This window comes from Arthrobacter sp. 10N418 (genome assembly GCF_056394725.1).
In genome coordinates, this window is sequence record NZ_JBFTIK010000007.1 from 148,314 (window position 1) to 164,367 (window position 16,054).

The following is a 16,054-nucleotide window of genomic DNA, read 5'->3' on the forward strand; positions in this document are numbered from 1 at the left end:
CCTGTCCTCAAGGGGTGCCGGCCGGTGGCGGGCCCGGTTCCTACGCTTCGTTGGCGACCACCATGTAGCCCGCCTCGGCGATGGCTTCACCGATCTCGGACGACGACAGGGCATTGCTGGAGGTGATGGTCACGGTGGAGATTCCGCCGGCATTGAGGTCGACGTCCACCTTGTCGACGCCGGCCAGCGCCTCGAGTTCTTCACTGACCGAGGACACGCAGTGGCCGCAGGTCATGCCGGAAACGCTGACGGTGGTGGAAACGGTGCTCATGGCTGGCTCCTTGTCGTTGGGCCGGCTGTGGTTCACCGGCCCGGTGGTGTGTGGGGGTGCAGTTACCGCAGCAGGCGGCCGATGGCGTCGGTTGCCTCTTTGACCTTGAATTCGATGGCCGCCGCCCGCAATGCCGGATCGGGCTCGGAGGCCGCACCGACGACGCAGTGGCCGATGTGATCCTCCACGAGGCCCAGGCTGACGGCGTGGAGGGCTTTGGTGACGGCTGCGACCTGGGTCAGGATGTCGATGCAGTACTTGTCCTCCCCGACCATCCTGGCGATGCCGCGCACCTGGCCTTCGATCCGCTTCAGGCGCAGCAGGTAGGCGTCCTTGTTGGGGGAGTAGCCATGATGCAGCTCGGTGTCCCCGGGTTCCGCTGCGGGAGCTTTGGACTCGTTCATGTCCCCAACATATACCCCCTAGGGGTATGTTTCAAGGAGCGCACCGGGCGCCCGGGGAGAGTGGCGCCGAGTAAACTGGCTGCAGCGCCCCGGACGTTAAAGAGCTCCGGAGTGCGTTATTGGGGGATACGCACTCCGGAGCAGCTATGGGGTAAGCGGTGAAGCTCGCTTACGAATTCGAGCTTACTCGGCGGTAAGGGGATAGCGCCAGCACGGCGAATAACTACTTTCGCTTTATTTTTCCGTGCCGGGTTCGGTGCCGGAACCCGACTCCGATCCCGGGGCCGGCGGGGGACGCCGTCGCTGGGCCAGGGGCCTGCCGGCAGGGGGCGCGGGGTCAGTCGCCCGGTGCCGCACGGCGGTGATGCGTAGCGGGCGCCGGGACAATCAAAATGGGATGCTGTTGATGGTGGCTCAGCCACGCGGCCACGGAACCGTTGAGCGCCGCCGTGATGCGGTGTCCAAGCCCGTGTTCCGGGGTTCCGACGATGATCATACCGGCGTTGGTCTCGGCCGCCAGGCGCCCGATCGCACGGGCGGGGTCCCCGGCCAGGGTTCGGAGTGTCCAGTCGATTCCCAAGCCTTCGCAGGCCGCCTCTATGGTGGACCGCAGCTCCTGGGTCACTGCCCGGATGTTGTCGTCGTCGGCGTCCGGATGCAGGGACAGGCGGTGGGCGGACCGCGCCGGGTCCCACTCGACGAGGTAGCTGGCCTCATCCACGAAGGCGCAGATCATGGGCACCGCGAGGCTTTGTGCCAGCGATGTCGCGGTCTGCAGCACCTCCGTATGCTGTCCGGGAAGCACGCCCACGACTATGGGGGACGGGCCGGCGATGTGCTCTGAAGACATACTCAATTGTTGGGCGGGTTGCCGGGCCTGAACAGGGCCATACTTCCCGATCTTCGGGCGGGTGGCGCGGCCGCCGGCTCCGCATCGAGGCTGAGGGGCGCGGGACAGCTATTGAAGACTTCCGGGGCGGTGCCTAACGTTGAAGGCAAAGGAAGAGGTGCTGTCGTGGAGATCTTCATGTGGTGGCTGGATCTGGATCTCGGGTGCAAGGAGTGGCTGCGCGAAAACCTGCGCGCCAGCGAAATGCCGCTCACGGTGTTGCAGGGCATCGCGGAGGCCGGGGGACCCCACCCGGACAACGTCGCCGGGGTGCTCACTGACGCCGACTGGGACTTCGTCGAGACGCAGTCGGAGTTCGTGGACTGATTTCCGCTGCCGGGCCGGCGGGACGATTGCCGCAGATTAACCATTGCGGCGTCCGTGCCGGAGTGGTTGCATGGGGGGCATGTCTACCGCAGAGAGTTATGTCCTGGCGATCGGAACCAAAAAGGGGCTGTGGCTTGCCACAAGCCAGGACCGAAAGGTCTGGTCCCTTTCCGGCCCGCATTTCCTGATGAGCGAGATCCCCAGCATCGGCATCGACACCCGCGGCGGCCGCACCCGGATCCTGGTCGGGGTCCGTTCCGAGCACTGGGGCCCCACCGTCTTCCACTCCGATGACTTGGGCGGGACGTGGAATGAGCCCGAGCAGGGCGCCATCCGGTTCCCCGAGGACACGGAATCCGCGCTGGAGCGTGTTTGGCAGATCTACCCGGACGCCGAATCGCGTCCTGGCGTGGTGTGGGCCGGCTGCGAGCCGATCTCCGTCTGGAAATCCACGGACGGCGGTGAGCACTTCGAACTCAACCGGGGCCTCTGGGACCATCCGCACCGGAGCGAATGGGGTGCGGGCTACGGCGGTGCCGCGGCCCACTCGATCGTCGTGGACCCCTCGGGGGCGAAGGTGCACATTGCGATGAGCACCGGCGGCGTTTACCGCTCGCTCGACGGCGGCTCCACCTGGATGGCCCGCAACAAGGGGATCTCCGCGCGCTTCATGCCGGACCCCTACCCCGAATTCGGCCAGTGCGTCCATAAGATCGCGGCTGATGCCGCCGTTGACGGCCGGTTGTACGCCCAAAACCATCACGGCGTCTACCGCAGCGACGACGACGCCGAGACCTGGGAATCGATTGCCGAAGGGCTCCCCGCGGACTTTGGTTTCGTGATGCTGACGCATCCGCGCCGCGCGGGCACGGCGTGGGTGATTCCGCTGAAGGCCGACGGCGAAAGGATTCCGCCGGACGGCAAGCTGGCGGTCCACCGTACCGATGACGCCGGGGGCAGCTGGAAGCGGCTCGACGCCGGCCTTCCCGCTGCCGAATACAACGCGGTGCTGCGCGATGCCGCCTGCGTCGATTCGGCGGAACCGACCGGCGTCTACTTCGGGACACGCGGCGGCACCGTCTACGCCAGCGCCGACGAGGGCGAACATTTCACCGAGGTGGCCTCGCACCTGCCGGACGTGCTGTGCGTCCGGGCGGCCGCGGTCTCGGCTGCCGTGCTTCCGGTTCTTCCGTGACCGCATGAGCGGGGCAGAGATCACTGTGGTGCTGCCGAGCGTCCTTCAGCCACTCGCCGGCGGGCAGTCGCTGCTGACTGCGCCCGCCGAGGAGGCCGTGACGGTGGGGCGCCTGCTGGACGCGGTGACGGGGGATTATCCGGCGCTCTCACGGCGGCTTCGGGACGAGACCGGGACCATCCGCCGTTACGTGAATATATACGTCAACGGGAATGAAATCCGGCGGTTACAGGGCCTCGAGACAGCGGTGGTACCGGGCCAGGAGGTCCTGATTATCCAGTCCGTCGCGGGAGGCTGACGCCTCAGGCCACCCGCCAGACGGTGCACTCGTCCGCGTTGATGGCCTTCCGCAGGCCGGAGTGCCGGTCCATGATCCAGACGACGCCGATCCCGGGAGCCGTCTCCTGGACCCGGCCGCGGCGGATCACGACGTCGTCGTAGTTCGGGCCCACGCGCAGGCGGGCTTCGATCTCGTCGCCGCGGTGCAGCTGGTCCAGGGCGCGGATACGGGTCACATGGGCTTTGGCTTCCTTTAACATGGCGGGCCTCCCGAGCTGGAGCTGGTGCCTGCTATTGCCGGCCCTTCCAGTGTCCGGTGCCAATGTTGCGGCCGCGTTTCGCCAAGGTAAGGGGTGGGTTAGCTTTCCGGGCCGGCGAGGTTTCAGCCCGCCGGGGCATCGACTTGGGGGCGAGCCCGGGCCAGAATAGGCCCTATGCGCCTGCCTCTGATGCCCCCAATCGCGCCGATGCTGGCCAAGGCCGTCAGCGCGCTGCCCGAGGGGCCGCTAAGTTTCGAGCCCAAGTGGGACGGATTCCGGTCCATCATCTTCCGCGACGGGGAGGAGGTGGAGATCGGCAGCCGCAACGGCAGGCCGCTGACCCGCTACTTCCCGGAGCTCGTGGACGCACTGAAGGCGAACCTGCCACCGCGCTGTGTGCTCGACGGCGAAATCATCCTGGTCGGCGCTTCGGGGGACAGGCTCGACTTCGATGCGCTCCAGCAGCGGATCCACCCCGCGGCGAGCCGGGTCCTGCTGCTCGCCGGACAGACCCCGGCGAGCTTCGTCGCCTTCGATCTGCTGGCCCTCGATGACGAGGACTTCACTGCCCGTCCCTTCGCCGAGCGGCGGGACACGCTGGAGCGCGTGCTCGCGCACAGCTCCCCGCCGGTCCACGTGACGTCGGCGACCCGGAACAGGGACATGGCCGGGCTGTGGTTCCGCCAGTTTGAGGGGGCGGGCCTGGACGGGATTGTGGCCAAGGCGTTGGACGGGCCCTACCAGCCGGACAAGCGCGCGATGTTCAAGCTCAAGCACGAGCGCACCGCTGACTGTGTCCTGGCCGGCTACCGGGTGCACGCTTCCGGCCCGGACCGGATCGGTTCCCTGCTCCTGGGCCTTTATGACGAGGACGGCGGCCTCGCCAGCGTGGGGGTTGCGGGAGCCTTTCCGCTGCAGCGCCGCAAAGAGCTCTTCGAGGAACTCCAGCCGCTGGTCACCGGCTCGGATGCGCATCCCTGGGCCGCAGCCCGGCAGGAGGAGGGCATCCGGACACCCCGGAACGCCGAGGGCAGCAGGTGGAGCGGAGGCAAGGACCTGGCGTTCACGCCGCTCCGGCCGGAACGGGTTGTGGAAGTCAAATACGACCATATGGAAGGACCGAGGTTCCGCCACACGGCGCAGTTCGTGCGTTGGCGGCCCGACCGGGATCCGCGCTCGTGCACCTACGGGCAGCTTGAGGAGCCGGTCAGCTACGAGCTCGCCGAGGTGCTGGGGGCCGGCAGCACTTAGGCGCGGCCGGTCCCCCTGCGCTCCCTCCCGGTTGCTTATCCGGGAGTGCCCCGACACACCGAAAAGCACGGCGTGTCCTGTGGACACACCGGGCAATCCGGCCGGCAAGCGGGAAGGAACGCGGCGGCCGGCTTAGCGCAGGCCGAGTTCCTTGGTCGGAACCTTGAAGGTTTCCTTGGCGGTGAGCGCCGAGACGGCTGCGATGACGCAGATGACGGCGGTGAAGACGCTGATCTGGACCCAGCCGCCACGCTGGATGCCGCCCATGGCTGCCACGATCGTCGGTGCGAACCCGGCCATCAGGAAGCCAAGCTGGGTGCCGATCGCAAGGCCGGAGAAGCGGACCTTCGTGCTGAACATCTCGGCGTAGAAGGAAGGCCAGACCGCGTTCGAGGCCGCGTAGCCGAAGGAGAAGAAGCCGATCGCGGCCAGGAACATCAACGGGGTGCTGTGGGATTCGAGGCTCAGCAGGAACACGGGTGTCAGGACGGCACTGGACAGCGCGCCGTAGATGAAGACCGGCTTGCGGCCGATCCCGTCCGCCAGCTTGCCGAAGAGCGGCTGCGTGCCCAGTGCCACCAGGTTGGCGCCGACCACGAGCCACAGCGTCGTGGTCCCGTCCACGCCGGCGACGTTCTTGGCGTAGCTGATGGCCAAGGTGCCGAAGACGGTGGAGACTGCGGCGATGAACGCACAGGCGATGACGCGAAGGACGTCGCGCCAGTGGTCCTTAAGGAGGTCGGCAACCGGGAGCTTGGCGATCTGTGCGGACTTCTGCGCTTCTTCGAACGCCGGCGGCTCGTGCAGGGTGCGCCGGATGAAGAACGCCACCATGACCACGACGGCGCTGAGCCAGAACGGGATGCGCCAGCCGATGCCGTACTTGACCTCGTCGGGCAGTGCCAGCACCGGGATGAAGACGAGGGCTGCAAGGATCTGGCCGCCTTGGGTTCCGGTCAGGGTCCAGGAGGTGAAGAAGGAGCGGCGGTTGTCCGGAGCATGCTCCAGCGTCATTGATGACGCCCCGGCCTGCTCGCCGGCTGCGGACAGGCCCTGGCAAACGCGCGCCAGGACCAGGAGCACCGGAGCCCACCAGCCCACGGTCTTGAAGTCCGGCAGGCAGCCGATCACGAAGGTGGAGGCGCCCATCAGCAGCAGTGTGAACATGAGGACCTTCCGGCGGCCCACCCTGTCGCCAAAGTGTCCGAGGATGACGGCGCCGATGGGGCGGGCCACGTAGGCGAAACCGAAGGTCGCGAAGGACATGATCGACGCGTTGGTGTCCGCATCGGGGAAGAAGACCTTGGGGAAGATCAGCGCTGCCGCCGAACCGAAGATGAAGAAGTCGTAATACTCGACGGCGCTACCGAGGAAGCTGGCGAGGGCCGCCTTCTTTGGCGTCCCGCCGGTGACGGTACCCGGCGTCGTGGACGGCAGTGTCTGGCTCATGGTGTTCCTTATGTGTGACGACGTTGTCGCGGATGGATCGGGAAGGTCCCGGCTGCCACCGGCCTATGTCCGGGACAGCGGGAGTCCGTGGACGAACCCGGACTAGTAGCCGCATGGTGGGAGCTACTTGTGCGATGTAGCAATAATGGCTGTGAGCGCGATCACTTGTCAAGAAAAATAATCGCCACCTAGAAATAGCTCTCACCATGTGAGAACATCGACGTATGAGTGTGAATCAAGACACAGAAGCTGCCGAGGCCGCCGGCCACCCCCGCGGGTCCGTTCCGGAGGCGCCCAGGCCGGCCAGGGAGGACAACCGGACGGACATGGTGGGCAAGGCCCTGGGCCTGCTCGTCCTCCTGGGTGACGAGCCGCGCGGCGCCAGTGCTGCGGAGCTGTCGCGCCGGGCCGAGTTGCCGTTCAGTACCACCTACCGCCTGCTCGGTTCCCTGACGCGGGACGGGTTCGTGGACTACGAGCCCGACGGCCGCCGGTACCACCTGGGGCTGCGCGTCTTCCAGCTGGGCCAGCGGGTCTCCAACCACCACGGCTTTGCCGGCACTGCGCTGCCGATCCTGCGGCGCGTGACGGAACAGTCGGGGGAGGCCACGATCCTGTCGGTCCGCGACGGCAACCACCACCTGACCGTGAACAAGGTGGACGGGCCGCAGACCTTCCGTGTCACGAGTGATCCGGGGCACCTGGGCGCCCTGCACACAACGTCCGTGGGCAAGGCGCTCGTGGCTTTTGCCGATGATGCCACCCGCATCCGGCTGGAGGAAGAGCTGGAGTTGGAGCCGCTGACGGAGTTCTCCATTACCGACCGCGACGCCTTCCGGGCCGAGATTGGGCTGATCCGGCGCCGCGGCTACGCCACGATGGATGAGGAAAACGAGCTCGGCATGCGCGCCATCGCGGTGCCGGTCTTCAATTCCCAGGGCCACGCGTTCGCGTCCCTCGCCACCGCCGTGCCGGTGTTCCGGATGAGCATGGAAGCCCTCGTGGCACTGGTTCCGCTGCTCCAGTCGGCCGCGGCCGAGCTGTCCGCGCGGTTGCCCCAGCGGTGAGCGGCCCGGCAGTGGGGCCCCGGATACGCCCGCCGAGGCGGGCGACGGTGTCCGCCGTCGTCATGCCTTGTTCGCAATAAGAACATCAGTGCAACATGTGAACATTTCCTGTACTGTCATTCCTATCACCCGGCCCGCCGCCGTCGCACTGCGCGTCCCGGCCTGCCAGGTGCCGTTGTCAAAGGAGCTAAACGGATGAGCAATCGAGCAGAGTCCTTCCTCGTGGGCCTGGTAGGAGACGGCGTCATGCCGTCCCTGACGCCCTACATGCACGAACGCGAAGGCGATGTGCAGGGCCTCCGGTACCTCTACCGGCCCATCGACCTCCTCGAACTCGGCCTGCCCGGCCAGTCCGTGGGGACGCTCCTCGCCGGAGCCCGCCAGCTCGGCTTCAACGGACTCAACATCACCCACCCTTGCAAGCAGCTCGTCCTGGAACACCTGGATGAGGTCACCGCCGATGCCCGGCGCCTTGGCGCGGTCAACACCGTCGTCATTCGGGACGGCCGCTTCATCGGCCACAACACCGACTTCTCCGGCTTCGCGGCGGCACTGGCGTCCGGCCTCCCCGGCGCGGCGCTGAGCCGCGTCGTCCAGCTGGGCGCGGGCGGCGCCGGTTCCGCCGTCGCCTACGCCCTGCTCACCGCCGGCGTCCGCGAACTGGACCTCGTGGACACCGACGCCGCCCGCTGCGCGGCACGCGCCGCCGAACTTTCGGGCTTCTTCCCGGACCAGAAGATCACGGCCCGGACGACGGCGGAGCTGCCGCAGCTGATGCCGCAGGCCGACGGCCTGGTGCACTGCACCCCGGTGGGTATGGCCGCCCATCCCGGAGTTCCGCTGGACATGTCCCTCGTCGAGTCCAGGCACTGGGTCGCCGACATCGTCTACCGGCCGATCGACACCGAACTCGTCAGGGGTGCCCGGGCGAGGGGCTGCGAGGTGCTCGACGGCGGCCGCATGGCCGTGGGGCAGGCGGCGGACAGCTTCCGAATCTTCACCGGACTGGACGCCGACGCGGACCGGATGCGCGCCCACTTCCTGGAACTCGTGGCCACGGAAGAGGTGGCGGCCTGATGCGCACCGGAATCGCCACCGTCTGCCTCTCCGGCACGCTCCGGGAAAAGATGCAGGCCTGCGCGGCCGCCGGCTTCGACGGGATCGAAATCTTCGAGCAGGACCTCGTCACGTCCGCGCTGAGCCCGGAAGATGTCCGCAAGCTGGCCGCCGACCTCGGTCTCGGCCTGGACCTTTACCAGCCGTTCCGCGACTTCGACAGCGTTCCGGAGGACCTCCTCGCCGCCAACCTGCGCCGCGCCGACGCCAAATTCCGCCTGATGTCACGCCTGGGCATGGAGACCATCCTGGTCTGCTCAAACGTGGGCACCGCGACCATTGACGACGACGAACTCCGGGCCGACCAGCTCGCGCGGCTCGCCGCCCTCGCAGGGGACCACGGAGTGAAGGTCGCCTATGAGGCTCTTGCCTGGGGCAAGTACGTCAACGACTACGAACAGGCCCATCGCCTCGTGGACATGGTGGACCACCCGAACATGGGCACGTGCCTGGACTCGTTCCACATCCTGTCCCGCGACTGGGACACCGCGCCCATCGAGGCGTTCAACCCGGACAAGATCTTCTTCGTCCAGGTGGCCGATGCCCCCAAGCTGTCCATGGATGTGCTGTCGTGGAGCCGCCACTACCGCGTCTTCCCGGGCGAGGGGCAGTTCGACCTCGCCAAGTTCATGGGCCACGTGGTCCGGGCGGGCTACGCCGGACCGGTCTCGCTCGAGGTCTTCAACGACGTCTTCCGCCAGTCCGACGTCGAGCGCACCGCCGTCGATGCCATGCGGTCGCTGATCTGGCTCGAAGAGCAGGGCGCCCACTGGCTCCAGGAGAACCCTGCGCCTGGCACTGGCGGGGCAGGCAACGCCTCGGGGGCCACCCGCCGTCGCTACCCGATGGAACTGGCCACCCTCCCGCAGGTGGCGGAACCGGCGGGCTTCAACTTCGCCGAGGTCCGGGCCGCGGACACGTCCGGACTGGAAACTTTGCTGGGCCAGCTGGGCTTCGCTTTTAACGGGCGCCACCGGACCAAGGACGTGCAATTGTGGACCATGGGCCACGCGCGCGTGATCATCAATGAGGAACCGGCCGGGAGCTCCGGGGACGGGTCCACGCCTGCCATTTCCGCCGTGGGGTTCGATGTCGATTCCCCCGTCATTGCCGCCGCCCGCGCCCAGCAGCTCAAGGCCCCGGCGGTTCCCCGCAAGAGCCAGGCCGACGAGGAAGTCTTCCAGGGCTTCGCCGCACCTGACTCCACCGAGATTTTCCTGTGCCAGGGCAGCCCGGACGGCACGGCTGCCTGGACCCGGGAATTTGGCGAAGGGCTGGAACCGCCAGCGCCCGGCCCTGCGGGCGGTACCGGCGCCGTGATCGACCACGTCAACCTGGCGCAGCCCTGGCAGCACTTCGACGAGGCCGTGTTGTTCTACACGAGCGCACTGGCCCTGGAGCCTCAGCCGTACGCGGAAGTCGCAAGCCCTACCGGGCTGGTCCGTTCGCAGGTGATGCTCACGGCGGACCGGAGCGTCCGCCTCGTGCTGAACCTGGCGCCGCTCCTCCACCAGGACGGCGGTACGGAATCCGGCGGCGCCGGACAGTGCCGGACGTACCAGGAACACGTTGCCTTCGCGGTGGATGATCTTGTCGCCACGGCGCGCGCCGCCAGGGACCGCGGCCTGGACTTCTTGCAGATCCCGGCGAACTACTACGAGGACCTTGACGCGCGGTTCGCGCTGGAGCCGGACTTCCTGGCCACGCTCCGGGAACTGAACCTGCTGTACGACCGCGACGCCGACGGCGGGTTCCTGCACTTCTACACCGCCACAGTCGGGAGCGTGTTTTTCGAAATGGTCGAACGCCGCGGAGCTTACGACGGTTATGGCGCCCCGAACGCCCCGGTGCGGCACACGGTCCAGTACGACCACCTGCACCAGCTCAATCTCACCAGCTGACCCATCCCGCACCACCAACATCAACGAAAGGAGGCTGCTGTGCCTGAAGATATCAACCTCGAAATTTTCAACGCCGACCCGATCACCGAAGACGTGTCGGACGCGGCGCCACAGGCCGCAACCGGAGCCGCACCAAAGACGTATGCGCCCGCAGGCCATGCCTTGGATACTGCCGCGGAGGCGCAGGCGGACCTCAGCGCCGAAATGAAAGCCCTCGGCGAGGCCTACGCCCAGGCGCTCAAGAACGGTGCCCCGGTCGAGACCCAGCCCCGGCTGGACTACGCGCCGTACCGCAGCAGCGTCCTGCGCCACCCCACCAAGGACCTGCACCATGCCGACCCGGAGACCATCGAACTGTACTCCCCGGCGTTCGGGCACATGGACGTGCACGCCCTCGAATCCGACCTCACCATCCAGCACAACGGTGAACCGCTGGGCGAACGCATCATTGTCTCCGGCCGCGTGCTCGACGGCGACGGCCGCCCTGTCGCCGGTCAGCTCGTCGAAATCTGGCAGGCCAACTCCGCCGGCCGCTACATCCACAAGCGCGACCAGCACCCGGCGCCGCTCGACCCCAACTTCACTGGCGTCGGCCGCTGCATCACGGGTGCCGACGGCTCCTACAGCTTCACCACCATCAGGCCCGGCGCATACCCGTGGAAGAACCACCTCAACGCCTGGCGCCCGGCCCACATCCACTTCTCCTTGTTCGGCCAGGAATTTACCCAGCGGATCATTACCCAGATGTACTTCCCCGGCGACCAGCTCTTCCCGCTGGACCCGATCTACCAGTCGATCGTGGACCGGGACGCGCGGGACCGGCTCGTGGCCACCTACAACCACGAACAGACCAAGCCCGAATGGGCCCTGGCGTACAACTGGGACATTGTCCTGACCGGGTCCAAGCGGACCTGGACCGAAAACGAGGCTTTGGGAGCAGACGGCGATGACCATGAGTAAACTCACCCCCACCCCTGGCCAGACCGTAGGGCCCTTCTACGGTTACGCGCTGCCCTACGCGAAGGACCGTGAGCTCCTGGCCCCCGGATCCCCGGGCTCCCTCCGGCTCCAGGGCACCGTGTACGACGGCGCGGGCCACCCCATCCCGGACGCGATCCTGGAAATCTGGCAGGCCGACGCGCACGGCTTGGTCCCCCACCACACGGGCTCCCTGGTCCGGGACGGCTATACCTTCACCGGGTTCGGCCGCAGCGCGGTGGGCAACACGGGCGTCTTCACGTTCACCACCGTGAACCCGGGCCCCACTGAACCCGGGGCCGCGCCGTTCATCTCCGTGGCCGTGTTTGCGCGCGGCCTCATGAACCGGCTCTTCACGAGGGTCTACCTGCCGGAAGACGAAGAGGCCCTGGCCAAGGACACGCTGCTCAGCTCCTTGGAACCGGCACGCCGCAAGACACTGATCGCACGCCGGGATCCCGACGGCGGCCTCACCTGGGACATCAGGCTCCAGGGCGGGGACGAGACCGTCTTCCTTGACTTCGAGGATGCCTCGAAGTGACCTCCTTCGAATCCGGCGCCGCGGCCCTGCAGGGCGATTTCGGTCTGCTGAGCCCCGTGTCGGCGTCGCCCCTCGTGGCGGCGCTGACCGGGGACCGCGCTGTGCTGGCTGCCATCCTCCGGGTCGAGGCCGCCTGGGCCACGGTTTTGCAGGATGCTGCCCTCGCACCGGCCGGTTCCGCAGCCCTCGTGGCGGAGGCAGCCGGGGTGGACCGCTACGACGTCGCGGACATCGCCGTGCGCGCCCAGGGCGGGGCCAACCCGGTCATTCCGCTCCTCGCTGACCTCCGGCGGCAGGTTAAGGCGCTCGATACCGGCGGCATCGGCGCAGGGAAAGCCGTGCACACATCGCTGACAAGCCAGGACGTGCTCGACTCGGCCCTCATGCTGCTGGCCCAGGGCGCCATCCGCGGACTGCTCACCGAGCTCTCGGCCGCGACGGCGGCGCTCGCCGCCCTTGCCAACCGGCACAAGGACACCCTGTGCGTTGGCCGCAGCCTGACCCAGCACTCACTGCCGTTCAGCTTCGGCCTCAAGGCAGCGCAATGGTTCCACGGACTCGCGGCGGCCGGGCGCCGGCTCGAGTCCCTTGAACTGCCGGTGCAAACCGGCGGTGCGGCGGGAACCCTCGCTGCCGGAACCGGGCTGACCGCAGGCTCGCCGCTCACCCCCTTCGACCTGTCGGACCGGCTGGCCGTCGAACTGGGCCTCGCCCCGGTGCCGGCGCCGTGGCACACCAACCGGCTTCCCGTGACGGCCCTGGGCGATGCCCTCGCCACCGTGACCGATGCTGCCGGCAAGATCGCCTCCGACGTGCTGTTCCTCAGCCGGGCGGAGGTGGCCGAACTGGCAGAACCGCGCGCAGCCGGCCGCGGTGTTTCCTCCGCCATGCCGCAAAAACAGAATCCCGTACTGTCCGTGCTGGTCCGCAGTGCCGCCCTGCAGGCACCAAACCTTGCTGCACAGCTGCACCTGGCGGCCGCCAATTTCAATGACGAGCGCCCCGACGGCGCCTGGCACAGCGAATGGCCGGCCCTGCGCCAGCTGCTCCGTCTCGCCCTTGGCGCCGCCGGGCAGCTGCGCGAACTCGCCGAGGGGCTGCAGGTTTTCCCTGATGCCATGCGCCGCAACCTGGGCCTCTCCGGTCCGCTGCTGCTGTCCGAGGCTGTCACCGCCGCCGTGGCGCCTCTGCTCGACGGCATGAACAGCCCGGACGGTTCAGGCAAGAGCGGCAAGCAGCGACTGCAGGCCGTCGTGGACCAGACGCTCCAGGCCCCGGCGGCCGAACAGGCGGCCACCTACCGCCGTCTGCTCCGGGCGGCCGTGCCCGCGGAGCTGCTCTCCGATGCCCGGCTTGAGGAGCTTCTGGACCCGGCCAAATACCTCGGTCAGGCCGCCGAGATCTCCCGCCGGATCCTCGCGGCGTATCCGGACTACGCCGCCGGCCCGGCCTCACCTGAATATGACCGTGCCGCCGCCCACCCACTCCAGAACGGAGCCTCCCGTGGCTAGACCCGCCGTCAAAGCAGTCCTGCTCTCGCCCCAGCGCCTGCTCGGCGACAAGCCCCTCCTCGTCGTGGGCCCCTCGCTCGGGACGTCCTCGCTGCTCTGGAGCCAGGCCAGCGCCATCCTGGGCGTCGACGTCGACGTCGTCGCCTGGGACCTGCCCGGGCACGGCGTCTCGCCCGCGGCACACGAGACATTCACCGTCGCCGAGTTGGCCGACGCCGTGATCGGCCTGGTCGATTCGATCGCCCCCGGTGCGCGCTTCCATTACGCCGGGGTGTCCCTCGGTGGGGCCACCGGCCTGCAGCTCGGCATTAAGCACGGCGACCGGCTCAAGAGCCTCTCCGTGCAGTGCGCCGGCGCGAAGATCGGCACGCCCGAGGGCTGGCTGGAGCGAGCCGAAACCGTGCGCACGCAGGGCACGCCGGTGATGATCCAGGGCTCCGCGGAGCGCTGGTTCGCCCCGGGGTTCATGGACCGCCAGCCGGAGCTCAGCGGCCGGCTCCTGCACACCCTGCGGGACGCCGACCGCTTCAGCTACGCCTTCTGCTGCGAGGCCTTGGCCGGCTTCGACGTGCGGGACCAGCTCGGCACCATCCGCGTCCCCACCCAGGTCGTTGCCGGCGTCCTGGACGCCGTTGCCCCGCCGTCGATGGCCGAGGAGGTGGCAGCGGGCATCACCTCCGGCGGTGGGACCGCCACGGCCGTCAGCCTGGAGGGCGTGGCACACCTGGCCCCCTTCGAGGCGCCGGGCCACGTCGCCGAGCTGCTGAAGAGCCTCATCAGCTGGACCGAGACCCAAGGAGAGGGCGAATGACCGGACCCCAGCTCAGCAGCCCCGAGCTCAACGGGCCGCAGCGCCACGGCGTGGTCCAGCCCGGCGCGACGAGCCAGGAGATCTACGACGGCGGCATGATCGTCCGCCGCGAGGTCCTGGGCGCAGCGCACGTGGACCGCGCCAACGCTAAGAAGGACTCCTTCACGGAGGACTTCCAGGACATGATCACCCGGATCGCCTGGGGCGGGATCTGGACCCGCCCGGGCCTGAGCCGGCAGATGCGCTCCGCTGTCACCATCACCGCGATGGTGGCCCACGGGCACTGGGAAGAACTCGCCATGCACATCCGCGCTGCCACCACCAACGGCCTGAGCAGGGATGAAATTAAGGAAATCCTGCTGCAGACCGCGATCTACTGCGGGGTCCCCTCGGCCAACACCGCTTTCAAGACCGCCCAGCAGGTCTTCCATTCCATGGACAACACCGAAATGGACAACACGGCGTTTGACGCAGCCACACCTCCCAACTAGCTGGCAGCAGGGGCCGTTTTGGACGTCCAGAACGGCCTTAACTGCTAGCTAGGTGGGATTCCCAGACGGAAATTTGAGGAACAGTTATGAACCAGGCTTTTATTTACGACGCCGTGCGGACTCCGTTCGGGAAGTTCGGTTCCGGTCTGGCCGCGGTCCGGCCGGATGACCTCGCCGCGCATGTGATTGGGGAGGCCGTCAAGCGCGCGCCGGGGCTCGATGTTGAGCGGATCGATGAGGTGGTGTTCGGCAACGCGAACGGCGCCGGTGAGGAGAACCGCAACATCGCCCGGATGGGCACCCTGCTGGCCGGGCTGCCGGTCTCGATCCCGGGGACCACGGTCAACCGGCTCTGCGGGTCCTCGCTGGACGCGGCGATCATCGCCTCCCGCCAGATCAGCACCGGGGACGCGGAGCTGATGCTGGTCGGCGGCGCCGAGTCCATGTCCCGGGCGCCGTGGGTGCTGCCCAAGACCGAGAAGCCCTACCCGGCCGGGGACCTTTCCCTGGTCTCCACGACGCTGGGCTGGCGCCTGGTGAACAAGGCCATGCGCCCGGAGTGGACCATCTCCCTGGGCGAGGCCACCGAACGCCTGGCCGAAAAGTACGGGATCACCCGCCAGGCGCAGGACGAGTTCTCCGCCAACTCCCACAACCTGGCCGCCGCGGCCTGGGACGATGGTTTCTACGACACCCTCGTCGCACCGGTCCCGGGCACGGACCTGGTCCGGGACGAGGGCATCCGTCCCGGGTCCTCGGCGGAGAAGCTTGCCGGGCTCAAGACCGTGTTCCGCGCCGAAGGCGGGACGGTCACGGCCGGGAATGCCTCCCCGCTCTCGGACGGCGCCTCCGCGGCGTGGCTCGGATCCGAGGCCGCCGCCGGGATCCTGGGCCTGGACCCGCTGGCCAGGATCGCCGGGCGCGGCGTCCACGCCAACGATCCCCAGTTCTTCGGCTACGCCCCGGTGGAGGCCGCGAACAAGGCCCTCGCGAAGGCCGGCATCGGCTGGGACCAGGTCGGCGCCGTCGAACTGAACGAGGCGTTCGCCGCGCAGTCCCTAGCATGCATCAGCGCCTGGGGCATCGACCCTTCGATCGTGAACCGGCACGGCGGCGCGATCGCGATGGGCCACCCGCTCGGCGCCTCCGGCGGCCGGATCCTGGGCACCCTGGCCCGCAGTCTCCAGGCCTCCGGTGAACGCTGGGGCGTCGCCGCGATCTGCATCGGCGTCGGCCAGGGCCTGGCCGTCGTCCTCGAGAACGTCACCACCGCCCGTGGGCATAACCTGCCGGCACAACCAGTAAAGGGCTAG

The 16,054-nt window shown here is 68.1% G+C and carries 18 protein-coding genes; 13 read left to right on the forward strand and 5 right to left on the reverse strand.

All coding sequences use genetic code 11. From position 1 onward, the window contains the following. Nucleotides 1-40 precede the first annotated feature (40 nt). From AC1DCZ_RS07830 to AC1DCZ_RS07840, 3 genes are all read right to left on the reverse strand, one after another. On the reverse strand, nucleotides 41-271 hold the full coding sequence (locus AC1DCZ_RS07830; RefSeq protein WP_476974075.1) for a heavy-metal-associated domain-containing protein: 231 nt from the start codon (nucleotides 269-271) through the stop codon (nucleotides 41-43). A gap of 62 nt (nucleotides 272-333) precedes the next feature. Continuing rightward, complete coding sequence (locus tag AC1DCZ_RS07835) at nucleotides 334-675, reverse strand: metal-sensitive transcriptional regulator (RefSeq protein ID WP_476974076.1); 342 nt, start codon at nucleotides 673-675, stop codon at nucleotides 334-336. Between the two features lie 337 nt (nucleotides 676-1,012). Beyond that, nucleotides 1,013-1,525 (reverse strand): universal stress protein, encoded by a 513-nt coding sequence (locus tag AC1DCZ_RS07840; RefSeq protein WP_476974077.1) that lies wholly within the window; start codon nucleotides 1,523-1,525, stop codon nucleotides 1,013-1,015. Nucleotides 1,526-1,690: 165 nt separating this feature from the next. Here AC1DCZ_RS07840 and AC1DCZ_RS07845 point away from each other — a divergent pair, with 165 nt between their 5' ends. From AC1DCZ_RS07845 to AC1DCZ_RS07855, 3 genes are all read left to right on the forward strand, one after another. Then, nucleotides 1,691-1,891 carry a hypothetical protein gene (locus AC1DCZ_RS07845; protein WP_476974078.1) on the forward strand — a complete coding sequence of 67 codons (201 nt, stop codon included), beginning with the start codon at nucleotides 1,691-1,693 and terminating at the stop codon, nucleotides 1,889-1,891. 70 nt (nucleotides 1,892-1,961) lie between these two features. Continuing rightward, entirely contained in the window at nucleotides 1,962-3,086 is a 1,125-nt protein-coding gene (locus tag AC1DCZ_RS07850) for a WD40/YVTN/BNR-like repeat-containing protein (protein WP_476974079.1), read from the forward strand. 4 nt (nucleotides 3,087-3,090) lie between these two features. Then, nucleotides 3,091-3,384, forward strand: coding sequence for a MoaD/ThiS family protein (locus tag AC1DCZ_RS07855; protein ID WP_476897088.1), 294 nt, complete (start codon nucleotides 3,091-3,093; stop codon nucleotides 3,382-3,384). Between the two features lie 4 nt (nucleotides 3,385-3,388). Here AC1DCZ_RS07855 and AC1DCZ_RS07860 read toward each other — a convergent pair whose 3' ends face one another. Next, a complete protein-coding gene (locus AC1DCZ_RS07860; RefSeq protein ID WP_476897087.1) occupies nucleotides 3,389-3,625 on the reverse strand; it encodes a hypothetical protein in 237 nt (78 codons plus the stop codon). Nucleotides 3,626-3,799: 174 nt separating this feature from the next. Between AC1DCZ_RS07860 and AC1DCZ_RS07865 the strand changes: the two genes are divergently transcribed. Continuing rightward, nucleotides 3,800-4,876 carry an ATP-dependent DNA ligase gene (locus tag AC1DCZ_RS07865; protein WP_476974080.1) on the forward strand — a complete coding sequence of 359 codons (1,077 nt, stop codon included), beginning with the start codon at nucleotides 3,800-3,802 and terminating at the stop codon, nucleotides 4,874-4,876. A gap of 132 nt (nucleotides 4,877-5,008) precedes the next feature. Here AC1DCZ_RS07865 and AC1DCZ_RS07870 read toward each other — a convergent pair whose 3' ends face one another. Then, on the reverse strand, nucleotides 5,009-6,325 hold the full coding sequence (locus AC1DCZ_RS07870; protein ID WP_476974081.1) for an MFS transporter: 1,317 nt from the start codon (nucleotides 6,323-6,325) through the stop codon (nucleotides 5,009-5,011). A 224-nt stretch (nucleotides 6,326-6,549) separates the two neighbouring features. Between AC1DCZ_RS07870 and AC1DCZ_RS07875 the strand changes: the two genes are divergently transcribed. The 9 genes from AC1DCZ_RS07875 (at nucleotide 6,550) to AC1DCZ_RS07915 (ending at nucleotide 16,054) form a co-directional block, all read left to right on the forward strand. Continuing rightward, nucleotides 6,550-7,392 (forward strand): IclR family transcriptional regulator, encoded by an 843-nt coding sequence (locus AC1DCZ_RS07875; RefSeq protein ID WP_476974082.1) that lies wholly within the window; start codon nucleotides 6,550-6,552, stop codon nucleotides 7,390-7,392. 195 nt (nucleotides 7,393-7,587) lie between these two features. Beyond that, the gene (locus AC1DCZ_RS07880; protein WP_476974083.1) at nucleotides 7,588-8,469 is read left to right on the forward strand and encodes a shikimate dehydrogenase; all 882 of its coding nucleotides are present in this window, start codon (nucleotides 7,588-7,590) and stop codon (nucleotides 8,467-8,469) included. After that, nucleotides 8,469-10,409: a bifunctional sugar phosphate isomerase/epimerase/4-hydroxyphenylpyruvate dioxygenase family protein gene (locus AC1DCZ_RS07885; RefSeq protein ID WP_476974084.1), complete on the forward strand. Its 1,941-nt coding sequence runs from the start codon at nucleotides 8,469-8,471 to the stop codon at nucleotides 10,407-10,409. Before AC1DCZ_RS07880 ends, AC1DCZ_RS07885 begins: the two co-directional genes overlap by 1 nt. Nucleotides 10,410-10,448: 39 nt before the next feature. Beyond that, nucleotides 10,449-11,369, forward strand: coding sequence for a protocatechuate 3,4-dioxygenase subunit beta (pcaH, locus tag AC1DCZ_RS07890; RefSeq protein WP_476974085.1), 921 nt, complete (start codon nucleotides 10,449-10,451; stop codon nucleotides 11,367-11,369). Further along, on the forward strand, nucleotides 11,362-11,928 hold the full coding sequence (gene pcaG, locus AC1DCZ_RS07895) for a protocatechuate 3,4-dioxygenase subunit alpha (protein ID WP_476974086.1): 567 nt from the start codon (nucleotides 11,362-11,364) through the stop codon (nucleotides 11,926-11,928). Before pcaH ends, pcaG begins: the two co-directional genes overlap by 8 nt. Then, complete coding sequence (locus tag AC1DCZ_RS07900) at nucleotides 11,925-13,439, forward strand: lyase family protein (protein WP_476974087.1); 1,515 nt, start codon at nucleotides 11,925-11,927, stop codon at nucleotides 13,437-13,439. Before pcaG ends, AC1DCZ_RS07900 begins: the two co-directional genes overlap by 4 nt. Further along, on the forward strand, nucleotides 13,432-14,250 hold the full coding sequence (locus AC1DCZ_RS07905; protein ID WP_476974088.1) for an alpha/beta fold hydrolase: 819 nt from the start codon (nucleotides 13,432-13,434) through the stop codon (nucleotides 14,248-14,250). The genes AC1DCZ_RS07900 and AC1DCZ_RS07905 overlap by 8 nt, the downstream gene beginning before the upstream one ends. Further along, nucleotides 14,247-14,741 (forward strand): 4-carboxymuconolactone decarboxylase, encoded by a 495-nt coding sequence (gene pcaC / locus AC1DCZ_RS07910; protein ID WP_476974089.1) that lies wholly within the window; start codon nucleotides 14,247-14,249, stop codon nucleotides 14,739-14,741. The genes AC1DCZ_RS07905 and pcaC overlap by 4 nt, the downstream gene beginning before the upstream one ends. Before the next feature lie 86 nt (nucleotides 14,742-14,827). Beyond that, entirely contained in the window at nucleotides 14,828-16,054 is a 1,227-nt protein-coding gene (locus tag AC1DCZ_RS07915; RefSeq protein WP_476974090.1) for a thiolase family protein, read from the forward strand.

What these genes read in the sequence shown, in the direction of transcription:
- AC1DCZ_RS07830 (WP_476974075.1), bottom strand. Translation starts at nt 271, where the DNA reads ATGAGCACCGTTTCCACCACCGTCAGCGTTTCCGGCATGACCTGCGGC.
- AC1DCZ_RS07835 (WP_476974076.1), bottom strand. Translation starts at nt 675, where the DNA reads ATGAACGAGTCCAAAGCTCCCGCAGCGGAACCCGGGGACACCGAGCTG.
- AC1DCZ_RS07840 (WP_476974077.1), bottom strand. Translation starts at nt 1,525, where the DNA reads ATGTCTTCAGAGCACATCGCCGGCCCGTCCCCCATAGTCGTGGGCGTG.
- AC1DCZ_RS07850 (WP_476974079.1), top strand. Translation starts at nt 1,962, where the DNA reads ATGGGGGGCATGTCTACCGCAGAGAGTTATGTCCTGGCGATCGGAACC.
- AC1DCZ_RS07855 (WP_476897088.1), top strand. Translation starts at nt 3,091, where the DNA reads ATGAGCGGGGCAGAGATCACTGTGGTGCTGCCGAGCGTCCTTCAGCCA.
- AC1DCZ_RS07860 (WP_476897087.1), bottom strand. Translation starts at nt 3,625, where the DNA reads ATGTTAAAGGAAGCCAAAGCCCATGTGACCCGTATCCGCGCCCTGGAC.
- AC1DCZ_RS07865 (WP_476974080.1), top strand. Translation starts at nt 3,800, where the DNA reads ATGCGCCTGCCTCTGATGCCCCCAATCGCGCCGATGCTGGCCAAGGCC.
- AC1DCZ_RS07870 (WP_476974081.1), bottom strand. Translation starts at nt 6,325, where the DNA reads ATGAGCCAGACACTGCCGTCCACGACGCCGGGTACCGTCACCGGCGGG.
- AC1DCZ_RS07875 (WP_476974082.1), top strand. Translation starts at nt 6,550, where the DNA reads ATGAGTGTGAATCAAGACACAGAAGCTGCCGAGGCCGCCGGCCACCCC.
- AC1DCZ_RS07880 (WP_476974083.1), top strand. Translation starts at nt 7,588, where the DNA reads ATGAGCAATCGAGCAGAGTCCTTCCTCGTGGGCCTGGTAGGAGACGGC.
- AC1DCZ_RS07885 (WP_476974084.1), top strand. Translation starts at nt 8,469, where the DNA reads ATGCGCACCGGAATCGCCACCGTCTGCCTCTCCGGCACGCTCCGGGAA.
- pcaG (WP_476974086.1), top strand. Translation starts at nt 11,362, where the DNA reads ATGAGTAAACTCACCCCCACCCCTGGCCAGACCGTAGGGCCCTTCTAC.
- pcaC (WP_476974089.1), top strand. Translation starts at nt 14,247, where the DNA reads ATGACCGGACCCCAGCTCAGCAGCCCCGAGCTCAACGGGCCGCAGCGC.
- AC1DCZ_RS07915 (WP_476974090.1), top strand. Translation starts at nt 14,828, where the DNA reads ATGAACCAGGCTTTTATTTACGACGCCGTGCGGACTCCGTTCGGGAAG.